This window comes from Halomonas sp. BMC6 (genome assembly GCF_964204995.1).
Lineage (GTDB): Bacteria > Pseudomonadota > Gammaproteobacteria > Pseudomonadales > Halomonadaceae > Vreelandella.
In genome coordinates this window covers 1,605,499-1,624,851 of the sequence record NZ_CAXNSH010000001.1, presented here as the reverse complement: position 1 = coordinate 1,624,851, position 19,353 = coordinate 1,605,499, and the positions used below count along the sequence as shown (strand labels likewise).

Below are 19,353 nucleotides of genomic sequence, written 5' to 3'. Positions count from 1 at the left end.
GTGCATCACTGAGGACGTGAGTGCCGACGTATTCCCTGCCCCGGCAAACGCTCACGGTCGTGAGGACGCATGAAGTCCAGCCATGGGCCCGCCGGCACGATACGGGTCGGGTTGATCGTGTCGTGGCTGTAATAGTAGTGGCGTTTGATGTGATCCATATTGACCGTCTCGGCCACGCCCGGCCATTGGTATAGCTCGCGTACGTAGTTGGAGAGATTGGGATAATCTTCGATACGTTTGAAATTGCACTTGAAGTGACCGAAGTAGACCGCGTCGAAGCGAATCAGAGTGGTGAAAAGGCGAATATCCGCTTCGGTCAGCCACTCACCCGCCAAATAGCGATGCTCCCCAAGCCGCGTCTCCATGCGCTCTAGCGCATCGAACAAGGCCGTGACGTGCTTTTCATAGACCTGCTGATCCGTGGCAAAACCCGATTTGTAAACGCCGTTATTGATGTGGTCGTACACGTCATCGTTCACATCATCGATGACGCTGCGCAAATCGTCTGGATAGAAGTCCAAATCATTGCCCGTCAGCTCATCGAAAGCGCGGTTGAAGATGCGTAGCAAATCGGCGGATTCGTTGTTGACGATGGCGCTGCGCTGCTTGTCCCACAACACTGGTACCGTGACCCGGCCCGTGTACGTTGGGTCGGTCATGGTGTAGAGCTGATGGTGATAGTCAGCATGGTTGATAGGGTCGCCACTCGACCCTTCGTCTTGATGGTAGGTCCAGCCGTTTTCCAACATCAGCGGGCTCACATGGGATGCTCCGATCAGCGGCTCGAGCCCTTTCAGTTTGCGCATGATCAGCGCCCGATGCGCCCAGGGGCACGCGAGCGATACGTAAAGGTGGTAGCGATCGGCCTGAGCCGGATAGCTCTCGCCTTTAGACGTCTCATCGCTGCCCACCCAATCGCGCAGCTGCGCGGATTCGCGAACGAATTCCCCGCCGTGCTTTTTGGTGTCGTACCACTGATCGACCCACTCGCCGTTGACTAACAGTCCCATCGGGCGTCTCCTGCATTGAACGTTATAGAGGTGTATGACGTTCAGCATACCCCCGACGGAGTCAGGCTCAAGCGGATGTTTTACGGCCGTTCATTCGAGGGAATCGAACGTTGCTCGCACACCTCTCTCACTGCCCGCTTCAAAGCCGCGGCCATGGCATGGGCTGCCGGGCCCGCACGATCACGATCACGAAAAATAAGCTGCACGGGCACTTCACGAATGCCCCCAGCACTGAGCGGCAGCGGCTTCAGCTCACCGCTGGCCAGCTCGTCGGCGATACGCGTTTCCGGAACCCAGGCAAACCCCAAGCCGCGCCGCAGCATATCCAGCGACGTTCCCACGTGACCGACCGTCCAGCGCTGCTCGGCTTTTAGCCAGCCCGCGTTGGTGGATTGACGCAGCGCCGAGTCACGCACCACCAGTTGACGATGCTGGGCAAGATCACGCAAATCCAGCGAGCGCCCCAATTGATGCAGCGCGTGACGAGGATGCGCTACCGCCACGAAGCGCACATTGACCAGCGGCTCGCCCAAAAATCCTTGGGCCTCGATACCAGAGACCACTAGGTCGGCGCGGCCGTCGTATAGCATTTCCGTCCCCCCGTTCAGCACGCTTTCATGGAGCTGAACGCGCACCTGGGGATAGGTTTCCGAAAAGCGCTCCAACGCTTTCGCCTGAGCAGCCACCGGAAAAATTTGGTCGATCGCCACCACGACTTCGGCTTCCAGCCCCGCTGCCAAGCGCGAAGCGACGTCTTCCAAAGACGCCGCGCTTTCGATCAACTGACGCGCACGGCGAAGCAGCAGCTCGCCTGCTTCGGTGAGGCGCACCTGCCGACCCACCGGTTCGAGCACCTGGATACCCAACTGCTCTTCCAATTTATGCACCGCGTGATTCAGCGTGGAGGGGCTTTTATGGATCGCCTCTGCCGCTCGTGCAAAGCCACCATGATCCACCACGGCGGCCAGCATCTGCCACTGCGCTAGTGTTACCCGAGACATTTCGATTTCCTCGACGCTATACAGCGAAACAATCCGCTTCATCTTCGAAAAAACATCCCTAGAATGCCAGGAAAAGACGATGAGTACCTGTCTGTTATCGAATTTCGTTGCATCGCCACGCTGGAATACACTCTGCAAACCGCACAAAAACGTAAAGAAACATTAAAATACAAAAAATTACCTTTTTGATATGAGCAGCGTGGCGTGATGCCACTGTTCATCCATTGAGCGGACTCAGTGTGTCAGCGTCGAATCATTAACACGGGTTATGGACGTACGGAGAGAAGGCTTACACGCTGATAGCTTGGCAAAACTCCCTTTTAATTAGACGCACGTTATATTTATCTTTCACAAGATTTAATTTACGTCTATGGTAAAGGTAACGACACCGTTTTAACCCGTTGAGCTGGCCGCCGCCTCTCGGTTACTTTTGTTAGCAAACGGTGTTCATGGCTGAATAAGATGCCTTTATATTTCCGTTATTCAGCGGAAGTATATTTTGTGTATGGATGTACAGTCTATTCACCCCCTTCTCCTTGGGGTATGGTTCCCGAGTTTGCTTACTTTCATGTTACTTTTATTTCACGAACTCGGCGGCCTATTTACCCATGTTGCGAATCCTCCATTCGCTGCCTCGCACGCATAAATTATTACTGTTACCCGTGGCCACGATGGTCACCGTGCTGGGCGCACAAAAACTCATCACTACCTATCACGACCTGAACCAACCCCAAACACCGCTGGAGAGCGTGCTCGTTCCGCTTCCCAGCGATTCTGCCCCCGGCGTACCGTCGCTTCGACAAGAGCGCACGCCAGTCGCAGAAGCGATCGACCGCGCTTCCCGCGCTCTCGACGCAACCCGTGAACATATCCCCCTGAGTGAACTCACCGCCACCGAGATCGTCGATCTCGACATGATCACCAGTGCCGAAGCCTCTATGGCGAGCGATGCCGCCCCAGGCGACGCACACGCTCAGGTCACGCTGGACGACAGCCTGCTGGATGATGGCGCACTACACATGGCCATCGTGCTAGGCACGATCACAAGCGGCATGCTCAATGTCGACGACTCCGTCGAAATCGCTGATGCCACTTCTTATGAAGATTACGGGGTTGAGCTGTACGAAGACGACGTCTCTTTCCTCGAATTGGAACTGGCGGCCGATGAGCCGTTCGTGCCCGAGTGGGAAACCCACATCGTCGAATCTGGCGAAACCTTTGCCGTATTGGCGCAAAACGAGTTGGGGTTGGGGTATAGCGAAGTGCTCGCCCTGCTGGACGACCTGCCCGATCCTCGCATGCTGACCCACTGGCGTGCGGGCCACAGCTTCGACTATCAGTTGGACGAAACGGGTCGCCTCCTGGCACTGCGAATGATGAAGAACACCCGGGAAGGCGTTTTGCTAGAGCGTGACAGCGACCATTACGCCATCACTGCCATCGAGCGCCAGGGCGAACCTGTACAGCGGCTTTATGCCGGCAGCGTCACGGGCAGTTTTGCCCGCTCAGCCCAGGCCACCGGTTTGAGCAGCAGCTCTGTCACCGAGCTGACGCGCATTTTGCAAAAGAAGTTAGACTTCCGTCGCGACAGCCGCCGGGGGGATCAGTTTCAGGTCTTGGTGGAATCTGACATGATCGATGGTGAGACCCTCGACTCCCGCGTACTGGCCGTGAAATACGATGGCGAGCGCATGGATCTGACCGTCGTGCGTAACGCCAACGACGATAATTTTTACACCCCGGAGGGCAGCAGTCTCGACCCGGCCTTTGCCCGTCGCCCCTTCGAAGGCAGCTATCGTCTCAGCTCCAATTTCAATCCACGTCGTCTACACCCGGTGACCGGTCGCGTCAGCCCTCACAACGGTACCGATTTTGCGATGCCCATTGGCACTCCCATCACTGCCCCTGCCAACGGCCGCGTGGAACGTGTCGGTAACCATCATGCTGCCGGTCGTTACATCGTCGTGCGCCATGACAACGGCTACCGCACCCGCTACCTGCACTTATCCCAGCCGCTGGTCAGCCAGGGCGAGCGCGTCACGATGGGTGAGCGTATCGCGCTGTCCGGTAATACCGGCCGCAGCACGGGCCCTCACCTGCACTACGAAGTCATCGTGAACAACACGCCGGTCAATGCCATGACGGTCGAGCTGCCGGAGAACACCAGCCTTAGCGGCGACACGCTGGTTGCGTTCCAACGCCAAGCCGAACCGATGCTAGCGGCGCTGGAAAGTGGTGAGACCGGCACTATCAGCGTGGCTAACTACCAGCGCGACACTGAAAGTGACGAGAGCATTCAATAGCCCCGTCACATGCTAGACGAAAAAGCCGCCCCACTCGGGGCGGCTTTTTTATAGGGCAAGAAAACGACTAGGCCGTTTCGAGGGCTGCCAGCAGCGCCGCATCACGGCGGTAGATATCCTCTCTAAACACCACATCGCCCTCGCGATTGGGCCACGCGGTCAGGTAGTGCAGCGCTACCGGAATACGGGTAGGCAGATTCACGTTTTGGTCGCTGCGGCCACTGTTGATCAGCGAGCTGAGCTGATAGCGGCTGCCGCTGTCCTGCAACAGAAGCTGGGCAAATTCCGTCACACCTTCTACCCGAACACACCCCGAACTCAACGCCCGATGATCCCGCTGGAAAAGCCCTCTTGCTGGGGTATCGTGCAGGTAAATCATGTCGTCGTTCGGAAAACGTACCACGACACGCCCCAAAGGGTTACTACTGCCCGCGACCTGGCGAAGCATCACCCCTCCCGGCCGCTGCCAATCGATCGTGTCGGCATCCAGTGTTTCCCCAGATAGGCTGACGACCTGAATATTCTGCCGCGTGAGATACGCCGTATCTTGGCGCACCCTTGGCAGCACGTCTTCACGCATGATGGTCGGCGGGATCGTCCAGCTCGGGTTGACGGTCAAATGGCTGATGGAAGAGTGGATGATCGGCGTTTCTCGACTGGGCGATCCGACGACCACACGGGCATCCCAATGCTCCCCGTTAGGGCGCGTGTAGTGCAAGCGATAGCCTGCAATATCGACCCAGACGTTCGGTGTGCGATCTAGCGAGGGGCGAATCCAGCGGGCGCGTTCGAGGTTAATGCGCAGTTGGTCTACCCGCGCGGAGACGGGCATGTTCAGCGCCAATCTCGTGCGCTCGCCTACCACACCATCCTCTTGCAGCTGGTGGCGTCGCTGAAAGCGCATGACCGCCTGTTCGAGTTCCCTATCGAAGGTGCGCCGGTCACCGCCCGCTGCCTGTACACCAATCATCGGGTAGGCGCTGCTATCCGCCGCCAGCAGGTGGGGCTCTCCCCACAGCGTCAAGCGCTGGCGAAGCGTTTGCACGTCATCATCGATATCGCCGGGGCGCAGCGACTCGTCACGACCAGGCAAATAGGGCACGCTGCCCTGCTCGGCCAAGCGACGATAGTGCGCCAACGCGTTGCGAAGCTGGGCATACGCTGCCGTATCCGGCCGCGCCAGCGACAGCGCCTGCTCCACCTCTCCCCCGTCGACGGCCTGCACGACACGCGGCAGCGCATAGCGCCGCTCTGGGCGGGGCAGGTCCCAATTCGGCTCGACGCGCCTGGGATCCACTTTACCAATCGATAGATGATCCAGTGCCAGCAGCAGCGAACGGGTGGCGCGCACATCGAAGCGTGCTTGTGCCTGCTCGTCTAATTGCTGACTTTGCTGGAAATCGCCCAGCAGCGATGAGGCTTGGTAGTCGTCGGGCGTGAGCCCGTCATCCACCAGGGTGTTCAACGCGCTGACGAGGGATTCGACGCGCTGCAGCTCTTGCCAAGCTGGCTGTCCGCCGCGTAGTTCATAGAACGACGCGATGGGTAGCGATGCTTCTTGCCGCTGAAGTTGCTGCGCGAGGGCTTGCTGCAATGCGGCGCTGGTGGGTTCATTGGCAGTGGCCATTACCGGGCAGCTCAGCGCCAGACAGAGCGCTGCCCCTATCGCCCATCGTCTTAGTGGCTGGTGGTCGTTCATCGCCTCTCCTTGCGTTACTATGCTGCGTTGTAATGTGGCGTCACTCTTTTTGCTTAACGTCGTATCAGCAGTTCCCGTTCTGATACACGTTTTTTTCATCATAGCCGCTTACGCTGACGCGTGGTGTGTCGACTTCATTACGCTTTTGACCTCTTTGGCAGGATAACGCCCCATGCTTTTTCGTTCACGCATGACCACTGTACTGTTTTCGTTACCCATCGTGTTGTTTTCTTCCACCCTTCAAGCCGCCAGCTTTTTCTCTCAAGTGGCCGCCGCGCCGCCAGCGGGAGTATCCCCTCTACATCATCAGTTACTTCAGCTAGCCCCCGACGCCACACCGGCAGCCCTTCGGTTGGCGGCACAGGCATTGAGCTGTGCCGACCCTTCCGCCGAGCGCTTGGCCGTCATCGACTACTCGCTGCCCTCCACGGAACCCCGCATGTGGGTGTTCGACCTTCATCAGCACCAGTTGCTCTTCGAAGAGCTGGTGTCCCATGGTCAGGGATCTGGCGACGCGGTAGCCAACGCCTTTTCCAATACACCGGACAGCCATCAATCCAGCCTCGGTCTTTTTCGCACCATGAATAGCTACTACGGTCGCAACGGCTATTCACTGCGTCTGGATGGCCTGGAGCCACAGGTCAACGACTTGGCCTTCGAGCGGGCGATCGTGATTCATGGCGCCGACTACGTCAGTAACGACTTCATTGCCCAAACGGGCCGCTTGGGTCGCAGCCACGGCTGTCCGGCCGTGCGTGAAGACATCACCTACCCGCTGATCGACAGCCTCAAAGAGAACCAGTACGTCTTTGCTTACTACCCCGATGAAGAGTGGTTAGCCACGTCTGCGTTTTTACGCTGCGAGACGACGACGCCCATGCACGTGGCCCAAATGAAATAGCGCAGCCACTGAGTATGGCAGCGCTCCTGTTTTATGACGACAAGGGGTTGATTTTCATCAGCAAGGGGGAATCTTCCCAGGCAAGCAAGAACACCTTCTGCAATACTTTGTGACAAAACATCACAAACTGCATCACCACTGAAGGTATCCGCCATGTTTGCCTTTATGCATCCCTATCAAACGATCCGTCGTCTGGAGCAGCAAGTCGCTGAGCTGCACGCTCAGTTGGCCCTGGAGAAAAGTGCACGAGGCTACCGCACGATCAGTTTGATGACACCTCTTGAGTCGATCAGCATGCTCCAGGCCAAGGGCGCAGACATGCTGATGTCCCTCGATGCGGGCGCGGAACATCACGCCGAGCAGCTCGCCAGCGAGCGCGCAACGCTCACCGATCTTTTCACTCGGCTACATCACGCCGAGAAAGTCGCTCAACGTTTGCAGCAGCAGGGCCAACGACACCAGCAGGCGGACACCCATTATGCGGCGCCGCTGGCCAGCGAAACAGCCTTGCATGAACTGCGCGGCCTCAGTGTCGAGTTGGCTCGCATGGCGGGACACACCCGGGCGCTGGCCATGAGCACGGCGCTGGAAGCGGCCCATGTGCATGACGAACCCTGCGGCTTGTCCGCCGTGGTGAGCGACATTCAACACCTAGCGGATCACACCCAGCAGCTAGGTCACCAGTTGGATCACTGGGTCGAACAAACCGCCGCTATGCTCAAAGAGGATGCTCGCGTCCTGGCCCACCAGCGCGAGACAGCCAACGCGCTGGCTCAGGCCGCGCACGAGGCCGAGCAGATGATCGAACAGCTCACCGACCAAGCGCGCCATATGTACAAGGTCATCCATCACAGCACCACGACCGCCTGTTTGCACGCGGCCAAACTGGAGCATGTCGTGTGGAAAAGCCGCCTCTACCACCAACTGCTGTCGGCCTCCTTGGAAGAGGAGCCGCTGACCGACCACCACCACTGCAGCCTTGGCCGCTGGTACTTGACGGGTGAAGGCCAGCGTTACAAGCAGAGCGATGCCTACCGAGCCCTGGCCGTTCCCCATCGTCGCTTCCATGAAAGCGGTTTGGACGCCCTGCGCTATGCGCGCCAAGGCGACCATACCGGCCAGCTCGCCTCGCTGGCACTCATGGAGGAGGCCAGCGTGGCGCTCGCCAAACAGCTGGACCGTCTGATGGAGCATGCCGTGTTCGACCTGCCCCTGCCCCAACAGCGACCGTCGCCGCTGGCCGACGCTCCCTAACGCATGGACGTGCAGATCGTCCCTTCCGTCCGCACGCTTTTATGCCATGCTAAAGGCACTCCTATCACAGACGGTAAGGACGACGATGGCATCGGTAAAGAAGCTCGACCTTGCGCTACAGGGTGGCGGTGCCCATGGCGCATACACCTGGGGGGTGATCGATCGCCTTCTGGAAGATGACCGCATCGAGATCGAGGGCATCAGCGGCACTAGTGCTGGCGCGATGAACGGCGTCGTGATGGCCGATGCCCTTACCCGGGGCGGAAAACAGGCGGCGCAACAGGCACTGCGAGCCTTTTGGCAGGCGGTGAGCCGAGCGGGAATGACCAGTCCCATTCGCCGCTCCCCGCTGGATGTCCTCACCGGCAATTGGAGCCTCGACCACTCGCCGGGCTATATCGCCATGGACTTGATGACGCGCCTGGTGTCGCCCTACCAGCTCAACCCGCTCAATTTGAATCCGCTGCGCGATATCGTGGCGGCCCACATCGATTTCGAACGCGTACGTCAGTGCGACCAGCTCAAGCTCTTCGTGGCCGCGACCAACGTGCGTACCGGAAAACAGCGCGTCTTTCGCCGCGAAGAGATGAGTGTCGACGCCGTCATGGCATCTGCTTGCCTGCCGTTCATGTTTCAAGCGGTAGAGATCGATGGCGAAGCGTATTGGGATGGTGGCTACATGGGCAATCCGGCGCTCTTCCCGCTCATGGAGGAGTGCAGCGCGCGGGACATTCTGCTGGTGCAGATCAATCCCATTCGTCGCGAAGAGCTGCCCACCTCGGCCTCGGCGATCATGAATCGACTCAACGAGATCACCTTCAACGCCGCGCTGATCAAGGAGGTGCGTATGATCGCGCTGCTCAAGCATGCACTCGACGAGCAAGGCATCGAAAACTGCTATCAGCAAGCACTGTTCCACCGCATAAGTGGTGATAAAGCCCTGGATGACCTTTCGGTTTCCAGTAAGCTCAATTCCGAGTGGCCCTTTTTCTGCCACCTGTTCGAGCAAGGCAGAGAAGCGGCGGAGAAGTGGCTTGCCACACATTTCGATGCTCTGGGGCATGTGTCGACACTCGATATCGATGCGGTTTACCTACACGAATAAGCGCTGCCACGCCCAGCCCCTGCCCCAACTTAGCGCACGCTGCCCAAGCAGAGTGCGCTAACCAAGCGTCGAGCGCCCTGCGCTTCCCCACCTTTGCCACTCATCGAAGGTGTTCCCTTTGTAGCAAAAAATTTAACCATCTGTTTTGATTCATATAAAACAGCGATGGCGGAGTATTTGCTTATTTTCCCATCATGGTGATAGGCGTGGACCAGGCCCAACAGGGTACGAGTGCGTCGAACCTGACCTTCAACGGTGAAGGCATGTTCCCGTAACCACGTAACGCCTGCGCGTTGCGTCTCGGCAAACTCGTTCATACGCTGTGAGGCCACTCCCATGGACATACGCAACAAAGCCAACCGTATTCGGCTACTCAACTTCTCGACGCCGCAAATGCGGGCGTTTCACCTCTCCTGGTTTGCATTCCACATCTGCTTCTTCGGCTGGTTCGGTATCGCGCCGCTCATGGCCGTGGTGCGCGAAGACCTCGCCCTGACGCAAACCCAAATCGGCAATACCATCATTGCATCGGTGGCGATCACCGTGATCGTTCGCTTGTTGATTGGCGTGCTTTGCGACCGAGTCGGACCACGCAAAACCTACACCGGACTGCTGGTACTGGGGTCCATTCCTGTCATGGGGATTGGCCTCGCCGATAGTTTCGAAACGTTCTTACTGGCGCGCTTGGCCATTGGCGCCATCGGCGCATCGTTCGTGATTACCCAGTACCACACCACCCTCATGTTTGCCCCTAACGTGGTGGGCACGGCCAATGCCACCAGCGCCGGCTGGGGGAATCTTGGCGGCGGAACCACCCAAATCGTCATGCCACTGATCTTTGCCGGCATGCTGATGCTAGGGGTCAACGAAGCGCTCGGCTGGCGTCTGGCCATGGTGGTGCCCGGCGTCGTGCTGTTCTTCACCGGCATTGCCTACTGGCTGTTCACACAAGACGCCCCCAACGGCAACTTCAGCGAGCTGCGCGCGCGCGGTGAATTACCTTACGCCACCGGTGAGCACGGTGCCGCCCAAAGCTTCCTGGCAGCGGCGAAGGATATCCGCGTATGGGCCCTGTTCGTGGTGTACGGGCTCTGCTTTGGCGTCGAGCTGACGATCAACAACATTGCCGCCATTTACTTCTTCGACAAATTCGACCTGACGCTCGCCACTGCCGGGCTGATCGCCGGGCTCTTCGGCCTGATGAATATCTTCGCGCGCACGTTGGGCGGCGTGTTTTCTGACCTGTTCGCCAAGCAGGGCGGACTCAAGGGACGCGTGCGCTGGCTCTTCATTGCCCTGGTGTGCGAAGGCATCGCGTTGGTCGCATTCTCACAGATGCACGTCCTCAGCCTCGCCATCGGCATCATGCTGGTGTTTAGCCTGTTCGTCCAAATGGCCGAAGGCGCTACCTTTGGCGTCGTACCTTTCATCAATAAAAAAGCCTTGGGCGCCGTGGCCGGTATCGTCGGGGCGGGTGGCAACGTAGGGGCCGTATCAGCAGCGTTCCTGTTTCGCAACGAAAGTTTGAGCTACCAGCAGGGCCTTTTCTATTTGGGATTGACCGTGCTGGTGCTGGCCTCCTGCGTGTTGGTGGTCCGCTTTAGCGACGCCACCGAAGCCGAAGAGGCCAGCGCATACCGTGACGCGGCGGGCGACGATGCGGGAGCAGGCGCGCTCTCATTACGCTAATATTAATTAACACCGCCCCTGCATGCGCATCGCTGTGGGGGCGTTTACCTTTTGGCGGCGAGTATTAAGGAAATCAACATGTCTTCTGCACAACAGCTCCTCTTCACCGCCCTGCGCTGCGACATCGATAACCTCCACCATCTCGCCACGACCGCCGATATCGTGAGCGATATCAGTCAGTTCATTCATGTACTGCAGCGCGAACGCGGTGCCTCGACGATTTATCTGGCGTCCAAGGGCAAACGTTTCAAGACCCGCCGAACGAGTTACGTGCAACATAGCCAAGCGGCCGAGGCCTCGATGCGCCTGCGCTTGGAAACGCTAAGCCAAGAAGCGCGGCCACAAGCCACCGCACGCTTGCTTCGCCGCATTGCCGCCGTTTGGCTGGCATTGGATGAACTCGACGCTCTGCGCCAAGCCATCGATACCTTTCATATCTCACCCGATGCGGCCACGCAGGCCTTCAATCACCTCATCAGCGGTTTATTGGCCATCGTCTTCGAAGCCGCCGATACCGCAGTCGACCCCGACATCACCCGCGCCCTGGTGGCGATTTTCCACTTGATGCAGGGGAAGGAGCTTGCTGGACAAGAGCGCGCTTGCGGTGCTTTTGGGTTCACCTTGGGCCACTTCGATAACGCCCATCGTACGCTGCTCAACCAGCTCGTCGAGGCGCAGCAGCGCTGCTTCGATACGTTTGCCGAATTTGCTACTCCAGAAGCGCTGAGCGCTTGGCAGCAGTCGCTCTCACCCCGAACACTGGCCGGTATTTGTCAGTTACGCGACATCGCTTGCCAGCGTTCGCACCATCAAACGGCCTCAGGCAATACGCTAGGGGAAACCTGGTATGAGCTGACCACCCTACGGATCGATACCATCAAGACGGTAGAAGACACGCTGAACACCCAGCTCACGGCTCTTTGCCACCATAAAATAGCTCACGCCCAGGCCGCTCTGGACCAGGCTAAGGCCACCCCCGACACGCCGCTTCCGGCCCCGTGTGAACAGCTTCTTGCCCTCACCCCGTCTCAGCCGCTGGGGGATTTGACCGCCAGCGCTCTCAATTCGCCCTTGAGCCGCTCGCTGCTGGAGTTGACGCACGCCCAATCGAGCCGGTTACAGGGGCTCAGCGACGAGCTGGAAAATACCCGCAAAGCGCTGCGCGAACGCAAGCTGATCGAACGGGCCAAAGGACTCATCATGGCCCACCAATCCATGAGCGAGGAGGAGGCATACCGCTTTCTGCGTAAAACCTCGATGGATCAAAGCAAAAGCATGGCCGATATGGCACGTTCGATCCTGGATCTCTCTGCCATGCTGCAACGTCGGCAAGAAAAACCCTAACGCGGAAGCGCGTTTGCAACCTCGTTGGGTTTTAGCCATGCTGAAACTTCCCCTATTTGCAAGGAGAGCCTAGGATGCATGATCGTGTACTGTTAATTACCGGCGCTTCCAGCGGTATTGGCGCTGCCACCGCTCGCGCAGCGGCCCGTGAAGGGTATCAACTGGTGCTGGCCGCGCGCTCTGCCGACAAGCTAACCTCCCTTGCCCAGGAGCTAGGCCCAGAGAACGTGCTGACGTGCGAGGTCGATGTCACCGACCTGAAGCAGCAGCAGGCCATGGTGGAACACGCCATCGAAACCTTTGGCCGAATCGACGCTGTCTTTGCCAATGCGGGCCGCGGCGGCTCGCCAGGCGGCTTTAGCAGCGCCGACCACGACGCTTGGCGAGAGATGATTTTGACCAACATCTACGGGGTTGGCCTGACCTTGCAAGCCTGCCTGCCGGAGTTGAAACGCCGCCAAGGGCACGTGCTGCTGACCGGCTCGGCAGCAGGCCGCACGACCATCCCTGGCTCCATGTACAGCGCCACCAAATGGGCGGTCACCGGCATTGGCTACAATCTACGCGAAGAGCTGCGCGGCACCGGCATGCGGGTGACGCTGATCGAACCCGGCATGGTCGACACGCCCTTCTTTGATGAACCACCCGAGTACGCTCTGCAAGATCGTGATATAGCCAATGCGGTGATTTACGCGCTCTCACAGCCGCCGCATGTGGATGTCAACGAGATCTTGGTACGCCCCACGCCCCCCAAAGCGTGACGTTCACGTGACGACGGCTTGCAATTGCCCAGAACTGCCCACATAAACGCAGCATTATGAAGCGTGCTAACGAATCACTGCACGCACCATGCACGTTTATCAGGTGATTTATGAGCCAACTTGCGAGCACCGCCCTCTCCGTTCTAGACCTTGCGCCCATTCGTCAAGGCGGCAGCGCGGGGGAAACGTTCCGTGACAGCGTATCCCTGGCCCAGCATGCGGAATCGTTGGGCTATCAGCGCTACTGGCTAGCCGAGCACCACAACATTGCCGGTATTGCCAGTGCCGCCACTTCGGTCTTGATAGGTCATGTGGCGGGCCAAACATCGTCCATCCGCGTAGGCAGCGGGGGCATCATGCTACCGAACCACCCACCGCTGGTAATTGCAGAGCAGTTTGGCACGCTGGAGACACTGTACCCAGGGCGCATCGACCTGGGCTTAGGGCGCGCCCCTGGTTCTGACGGTGCCACCATGCGAGCGATGCGCCGCCATGCCCATGCAGGCGTCGACGATTTTCCCGAGCGTTTAGAAGAGCTGCGCCGCTACCTTGGCGAAGAAGACCCACAGCAAACCGTCAAAGCGGTGCCCGGCCAGGGCACGCACGTGCCCATTTGGCTGCTGGGTTCTAGCGGCTACAGCGCCCAGCTCGCCGCCAAACTGGGCCTTCCCTTCGCGTTTGCCGCCCAGTTCGCCCCCGGCTATCTGTTCGAGGCTCTGCGCCTCTATCGGGATAACTTCCGCCCGTCCGAGCATTTAGACGCGCCTTATGCCATGGTCGGCTTGCCGGTCATGGCGGCTGAAAGCGACGAAATGGCGCACTACCTGGCCACCACCGCGCAGCAAAAATTCTTGAATTTGATTCGCGGTAAACCAACCCAGTCACTGCCCCCCGTAGACGCACTGGATTGGTCGCCCATGGAGCGCGCTCAGGTAGAACAGTTTTTGGGCGCGGCCATCATCGGTGGCCCCGAAACGGTCAAAGCACAGCTAGAGGCGTTTCAAGAACGTACGGGGGCGAACGAGCTGATGATCAATAGCGATTTCTACAGTCACGCGGACCGCCTGCGTAGCTATGAAATCGTGGCTCAGGTGGCCCGTTAAGCCACGTGTCTCACCCTTTGGCGACCAGAAAGGCACCCGCAGCCATCATCAATGAACCGGCTGTACGGTTGGTGCCTTTCTGGGCGCGCTCGGACTGGAAGAAGCGCCGCGCAGACGAGGCAAACGACGCAACCAACATCAACCCCATCATTAGCCCGAGCAACGTCAAACCGACCACGAGGATCATATCGCTACGCTCGAGCACGGTCAGGTCGATGAAGGTCGGCAAGAAAGCGATGTAGAACAGGATGACTTTGGGGTTGGACGCTGAAATGAGAAAGCCCTGAAGAAAGCTCTTCGCGCTATCCCGACGCCAAGCACCGCTACTGGCTGGGAAGGCCTCCAACGTCTGCGCCGTAACTTCGGCCGTCCACATTTTCCACCCTAGGTAAAAGAGGTAGGCGGCACCGGCGTAGCGTAGCAGCGTGAAGGCGCCTCCCCAGTTCTCCGCCAAGGCAGCCAGCCCGTAGAACGCGAGCAGTAGGTAGATCACATCGCTGACCGTCATGCCTAGGGCCAGCGGTAAACAGGGCCGCGCGCCCGCTGACATTCCCTTGGCCAGCAGAGCAAAAATACCCGGCCCGGGCGTCACGGCGAAGACAAAGATCGCCAAAAAGTAGGTCAGTGCGCTCTCAACGGTCATGGCCGTGTCCTCTCGCGGTCCAGTGGTTCACTGATCAACGTACCAGCGGCACAGATCTCTCCTCGATTGTGCTAACGTCGCTCATGACGACATCAACGGAAGAAACCTCATGTCCAGCCTTCAATTTTCCCCGATGACAGCCAACGAGTTCGCGCTCTTCTGGCCTACGTTTCAGGCCATTGTAGCCGCCCAGGAAACCTACGCGATAGATCCAGGGATTCGTCAAGAGGAGGCTTTCGCGTTTTGGTGCCAAACGCCGCTCCTAAGCATGGCCGTCAAAGATGAGCATGACGAGCTACTGGGCAGCTACTACTTGAAAGCCAACGCCGCAGGCCCCGGCCGCCATGTGTGCAACTGTGGCTACATGGTCACCCCCAACGCACGGGGCAAAGGCGTCGCCAGGGCCATGTGCGAACACTCTCAGCGGGAAGCGTTGGCGCTGGGTTTTAAGGCCATGCAGTTCAACGCCGTCGTCGCCAGCAATCAGGTGGCCGTCGCGTTATGGCAACGTCTGGGCTTCGAGATTGTCGGCACGGTACCTAACGCCTATCGGCACGCCTCCTTGGGGTTTGTGGATACCCATGTCATGTACAAAGCGCTGACCGCCCATTAAGCGTTCTTCCCGCCCACGGCAGCATGGCCCCGCTTATGCTGCCATTCAACGCTGCAAAAAATAACATTGTCTCTAGTTATTAACCCTGACTTTCGCACGCTATCGTGACGATACATAAACATCACACGGCTGCCGCTGAGGGGCGTGTGGCGATACGTTATGTCGTCTTAATTCACTTAATGAAACAATGGTCGTTTGATTTTCGATAAATTAATGAAAACAATCGTTTAAAACAAGATATCTAAATAAAAACAACCTCTGCGTGCCCATAAGATTTCACTGCTATCTTTTAAATCCCACGTTAACACTACGTCAGGTGTTGGGATCATAAAGGGAACGGACATGCAAAAAATATCAGTAAAAACCCTGATAGCGGGCGCACTCGTCGTGCTTTTAATCATGCTGATGGGCGTAGGGCTCCTTGGCTATTTGGGCGAACGCAAGGCGGCTACCTATCTAGAAGACGTCAATAATATCAGCGCACTACAATCGAGTTCGGCGGCTAGGGCAGAGACCAACCTCATGGAAATGCGGGTTCGATTAGAGCGTCTGTCTCAGCATTACCAAAATGGGATGATGGCCAACGTCGACGATGCACTGACCTCTGCAAAAGAGAGCCTCGCCGTATCGGACGCTAGAATCGAAGCGATGAATAGCGTTCCCACTGGCCCTGACGACGAGCGCTTCTCCTACCTCTCCACGATCAATGACACCTATAACGCTGCAGCGACAAGCGAACTTAGGTCGATGCTTGCCAGTGCGGATATCGAAGGATTGATCGACTATAAAGAAACCATCAATCCCGCTTTTTTAGCCTTTGGTCAGGCGGTGGGCGACTTTAACCGCTTTGCGCTGGACTATGGCGATACCCGAACGGCAGAGACTCTGCGCGATAGCCAAGTTCTAGGTATGACGGTCGGCTTTTTGGTCGTGCTAGCCCTCGTGCTCTATATCACGATGCAAGCAACGATTAATAAATATCTGCTCACCCCTTTACAGCGCGCCGTCAACATTTGCGAAAACATCGCTAAAGGCGATCTCACCAGCACGATTGAAGACCGTGGCAGTAATGAGATAGGCCGCCTTTACGCAGCAATGGATGATATGCAGGATCGACTCGAAGAGATGATCAGCACGCTCAATCAAAGCAGTGAAGCCGTGGCCAGTAGCTCCAAGCAGATTGCTGGTGGCAGCCAGGACTTAGCATCGCGAACGGAACAGCAAGCCGCCGCACTGCAGCAAACCGCAGCCAGCATGGATGAAATCTCTTCGATCGTCCGTCAGAACTCGGATACCGCCGAGCAGGCCGAACGGCTCACGAAAGCGGCCGCCAAGAAAGCCACTAGCGGTAAGCAGGCTTCCGAGCACACCAGCCAGCTAATGCGTGAGCTCGAAGAAACCTCCCACAAAGTGCACGACATCATTCAAGTCATCGACTCGATTGCTTTCCAAACCAACATTCTCGCGCTGAACGCCTCGGTGGAAGCCGCTCGGGCGGGAGAGCACGGACGCGGCTTTGCCGTGGTCGCCAGTGAAGTGCGCTCGCTAGCCACCAAAACGTCTACGTCTTCCAAAGAGATTCGTGAGTTGATCGAGGACATTTCACAGCGTATTGCGCAAGGGGCCGAACAAACCACGCGTAATGGCCAGAGCATGGCGGACATCAACGCATCGATCGTACAAGTGACGGAAATGATGCAGGAGCTAGCGCTGGCCGCGAAGGAGCAGGATTCCGGTATCAGCCAGGTCAGTACGGCGGTGTCTCAAATGGACGCGGCGACACAAGAGAACGTTTCGCTCGTCGAAGAAACCAGTACGGCGTCTGCCTCGTTGCAGGACGAAGCCGGCCGCCTGGCCGAACTCGTGAACGAGTTCAAATTGAAGCGTCTTGCGCACACCCTGCGCGACAGCCAAATCCCGCTTGCCGTGCAGCAAACGTTCAAAACGTCTTACGCCTCGCCGCTGGCGGCGGCCGCTCCTTCCCGGGTCGCCGCCACGCCAGAGTGGGAAGCGTTTTAACCCATTGCGTCGATGGCAAAAAGGGCCAGCTTGCTGGCCCTTTTGTATGGCAAGCACAGATGTCACTTGCTTAAAACCACACCTTTGCAAATAAGTGTGAAAAAAGCGATCCACACCTCTCAATATCACTCTCGTTGTGTCGATAATGTACAAGCGAGGCTCCCCTACCTCGTACCAAAAGCTCCTCACCTTATCGTGCCTATGAGAGTAACCAATATGAGAAACCTATCTGTCAAACACTTGCTAGCAGCAGTGCAAGGGCTAATGCTGCTTGCCCTACTGGCTATAGCAGCGACAGGTATATTAACCAAGCTTGATGTGATGGATAGTTTACGCCGCGTCGATGAGATCGCTGCTCAGCAAGTCGCTGCTATCAATCGCGCAGAAATTAATCTAATGGAGTTAAGGGTGCGTTTGGGCCGCTTCAATGAGTACAGTGAAGATGGAGATACCGTCAGGGCACAAGAAACTCTTGAGTTAGCAAGAGCGGCTTTGGAACGAGCAGAATCACGTTTCGAGCAGTTTTCAGAGGTAGAAGTACCCAGCAACGCTCTCAGAGCCCCCATCATTCAAGCTTTGCAAACCAGATTTAACCAACTTGTAACGAGCGATCTACGCACCGACCTAGCGTCAGGAAACTTAGCCGCTTTGATGGGCCATCGTGAGCGCATCAATGACAATTTTGAGCCCTTCTCTGAGTCTGTGCGCAGCTTTAATCAGCGAGCACAAAGCTTGTCATCAGAAGAGATTAGCTCTGCAGAACGCCTACACACCGTTACGATGATCATCAGCGGTGTACTAATTCTACTTGCCTTATTGCTTTTCATTATCGTACAGATTGGTATCAAAAGGCTCATCGTCCGTCCGCTACAGCGCGCGGTGGAGCTGTGTGAGCATATTGCCAAAGGCGATTTGACCAGCCAAATCGAATCTCGTGGCAAAAACGAAATTGGCCGACTCTACAGCGCCATGCACGACATGCAGGGCAAGCTGCAAACCATGGTAGGCACGCTTTCGCAAAGCAGCACCGCTGTTGCGGCGAGTTCTCGCCAAATTGCCGGCGGCAGCCAGGATCTCGCCTCACGTACCGAACAGCAGGCAGCCGCACTGCAACAAACCGCTGCCAGCATGGATGAGATTTCCTCCATCGTTCGTCAAAACGCCGACACTGCTGCTCAGGCCGAGCGCCTGACACAGGATGCTTCCAGAAAAGCGGCTCACGGCAAGCAGGAGTCGGAGCAAACCAGCGTGCTGATGCGCGAACTGGAGGCCAGCTCGCAGAAAGTCAACGAGATCATTCAGGTCATCGACTCCATCGCCTTCCAGACCAATATTTTGGCGTTGAACGCCTCGGTGGAAGCTGCACGCGCGGGGGAACACGGCCGTGGTTTCGCCGTCGTAGCGAGTGAGGTGCGCTCGCTGGCAACGAAAACCTCCAACTCCTCGAAAGAGATTCGTACGATGATCGAGGATATCGCCAGCCGTATCGCGCAAGGGGCCGATCAGGCGCTGAAAAATGGCGAAAGCATGGATGACATCAACCAAGCCATCGTACGCGTCAACGATATGATGCAAGAACTGGCGCTGGCAGCAAAGGAGCAGGAGTCCGGCATTAGCCAAATCAGCACCGCGATTGCCGAGATGGATTCCGCCACCCAGGAGAACGTCTCTTTGGTAGAGGAGACCAGCACCGCATCGGCTTCGCTGCAAGACGAAGCGTCTCGACTGGCAGACCTGGTCGCCGCGTTCCGGCTCAACGGCACCAGCCGCCACGCGGCGCTTGCTCAACCCGCTTCTGCGCCTGCCCAGCGTTTACACGCTCCCTCGCCAAGCAAGAGCGTAACGCAGCGCCAGCGCCCCACCGCTGAGCCCGAGTGGGAAGAATTTTAACTAAGCCTTATGGCCGCG

The 19,353-nt window shown here is 57.7% G+C and carries 16 protein-coding genes; 11 read left to right on the top strand and 5 right to left on the bottom strand.

The features are described from left to right. Positions 1-5 precede the first annotated feature (5 nt). On the bottom strand, positions 6-1,010 hold the full coding sequence (locus AB6K10_RS07690) for a glutathione S-transferase family protein (protein WP_253016851.1): 1,005 nt from the start codon (positions 1,008-1,010) through the stop codon (positions 6-8). An 80-nt stretch (positions 1,011-1,090) separates the two neighbouring features. Continuing rightward, entirely contained in the window at positions 1,091-2,011 is a 921-nt protein-coding gene (locus tag AB6K10_RS07685; RefSeq protein ID WP_159343712.1) for a LysR family transcriptional regulator, read from the bottom strand. 608 nt (positions 2,012-2,619) lie between these two features. On the opposite strand from AB6K10_RS07685, the gene AB6K10_RS07680 reads away from it, so the two are divergent. Continuing rightward, on the top strand, positions 2,620-4,314 hold the full coding sequence (locus AB6K10_RS07680) for a peptidoglycan DD-metalloendopeptidase family protein (RefSeq protein ID WP_253016849.1): 1,695 nt from the start codon (positions 2,620-2,622) through the stop codon (positions 4,312-4,314). A gap of 67 nt (positions 4,315-4,381) precedes the next feature. Here the strand turns inward: AB6K10_RS07680 and AB6K10_RS07675 are convergent, their stop codons facing one another. Continuing rightward, positions 4,382-6,013 carry a murein L,D-transpeptidase gene (locus tag AB6K10_RS07675; RefSeq protein WP_253016847.1) on the bottom strand — a complete coding sequence of 544 codons (1,632 nt, stop codon included), beginning with the start codon at positions 6,011-6,013 and terminating at the stop codon, positions 4,382-4,384. Between the two features lie 172 nt (positions 6,014-6,185). On the opposite strand from AB6K10_RS07675, the gene AB6K10_RS07670 reads away from it, so the two are divergent. The 3 genes from AB6K10_RS07670 (at position 6,186) to AB6K10_RS07660 (ending at position 9,273) form a co-directional block, all read left to right on the top strand. Then, a complete protein-coding gene (locus AB6K10_RS07670; RefSeq protein ID WP_159341369.1) occupies positions 6,186-6,914 on the top strand; it encodes a murein L,D-transpeptidase catalytic domain family protein in 729 nt (242 codons plus the stop codon). A gap of 153 nt (positions 6,915-7,067) precedes the next feature. Beyond that, positions 7,068-8,168 carry a CZB domain-containing protein gene (locus AB6K10_RS07665; RefSeq protein WP_253016844.1) on the top strand — a complete coding sequence of 367 codons (1,101 nt, stop codon included), beginning with the start codon at positions 7,068-7,070 and terminating at the stop codon, positions 8,166-8,168. 85 nt (positions 8,169-8,253) lie between these two features. Continuing rightward, positions 8,254-9,273, top strand: a complete 1,020-nt coding sequence (locus AB6K10_RS07660) for a patatin-like phospholipase family protein (RefSeq protein ID WP_339118364.1) — start codon at positions 8,254-8,256, stop codon at positions 9,271-9,273. A gap of 29 nt (positions 9,274-9,302) precedes the next feature. Here AB6K10_RS07660 and AB6K10_RS07655 read toward each other — a convergent pair whose 3' ends face one another. After that, complete coding sequence (locus AB6K10_RS07655; RefSeq protein WP_159341366.1) at positions 9,303-9,590, bottom strand: hypothetical protein; 288 nt, start codon at positions 9,588-9,590, stop codon at positions 9,303-9,305. Between the two features lie 19 nt (positions 9,591-9,609). Between AB6K10_RS07655 and AB6K10_RS07650 the strand changes: the two genes are divergently transcribed. The 4 genes from AB6K10_RS07650 to AB6K10_RS07635 all read left to right on the top strand — a co-directional run bounded on the left by AB6K10_RS07650 (position 9,610) and on the right by AB6K10_RS07635 (position 14,170). Then, entirely contained in the window at positions 9,610-10,962 is a 1,353-nt protein-coding gene (locus AB6K10_RS07650; RefSeq protein ID WP_339118363.1) for an MFS transporter, read from the top strand. Positions 10,963-11,040: 78 nt separating this feature from the next. After that, positions 11,041-12,306, top strand: coding sequence for a nitrate regulatory protein (locus AB6K10_RS07645; protein ID WP_285262720.1), 1,266 nt, complete (start codon positions 11,041-11,043; stop codon positions 12,304-12,306). Between the two features lie 74 nt (positions 12,307-12,380). After that, the gene (locus AB6K10_RS07640) at positions 12,381-13,067 is read left to right on the top strand and encodes an SDR family oxidoreductase (RefSeq protein ID WP_159341363.1); all 687 of its coding nucleotides are present in this window, start codon (positions 12,381-12,383) and stop codon (positions 13,065-13,067) included. A gap of 110 nt (positions 13,068-13,177) precedes the next feature. Beyond that, a complete protein-coding gene (locus AB6K10_RS07635; RefSeq protein WP_159341362.1) occupies positions 13,178-14,170 on the top strand; it encodes an LLM class flavin-dependent oxidoreductase in 993 nt (330 codons plus the stop codon). A gap of 10 nt (positions 14,171-14,180) precedes the next feature. Here AB6K10_RS07635 and AB6K10_RS07630 read toward each other — a convergent pair whose 3' ends face one another. Then, the gene (locus AB6K10_RS07630) at positions 14,181-14,813 is read right to left on the bottom strand and encodes a LysE family translocator (protein ID WP_159341361.1); all 633 of its coding nucleotides are present in this window, start codon (positions 14,811-14,813) and stop codon (positions 14,181-14,183) included. 109 nt (positions 14,814-14,922) lie between these two features. Here AB6K10_RS07630 and AB6K10_RS07625 point away from each other — a divergent pair, with 109 nt between their 5' ends. From AB6K10_RS07625 to AB6K10_RS07615, 3 genes are all read left to right on the top strand, one after another. Next, positions 14,923-15,426, top strand: coding sequence for a GNAT family N-acetyltransferase (locus tag AB6K10_RS07625; protein ID WP_339118362.1), 504 nt, complete (start codon positions 14,923-14,925; stop codon positions 15,424-15,426). Between the two features lie 342 nt (positions 15,427-15,768). Continuing rightward, positions 15,769-17,445 carry a methyl-accepting chemotaxis protein gene (locus AB6K10_RS07620; RefSeq protein ID WP_339118361.1) on the top strand — a complete coding sequence of 559 codons (1,677 nt, stop codon included), beginning with the start codon at positions 15,769-15,771 and terminating at the stop codon, positions 17,443-17,445. Between the two features lie 12 nt (positions 17,446-17,457). After that, on the top strand, positions 17,458-19,335 hold the full coding sequence (locus AB6K10_RS07615; RefSeq protein ID WP_368473614.1) for a methyl-accepting chemotaxis protein: 1,878 nt from the start codon (positions 17,458-17,460) through the stop codon (positions 19,333-19,335). Positions 19,336-19,353: the final 18 nt, after the last annotated feature.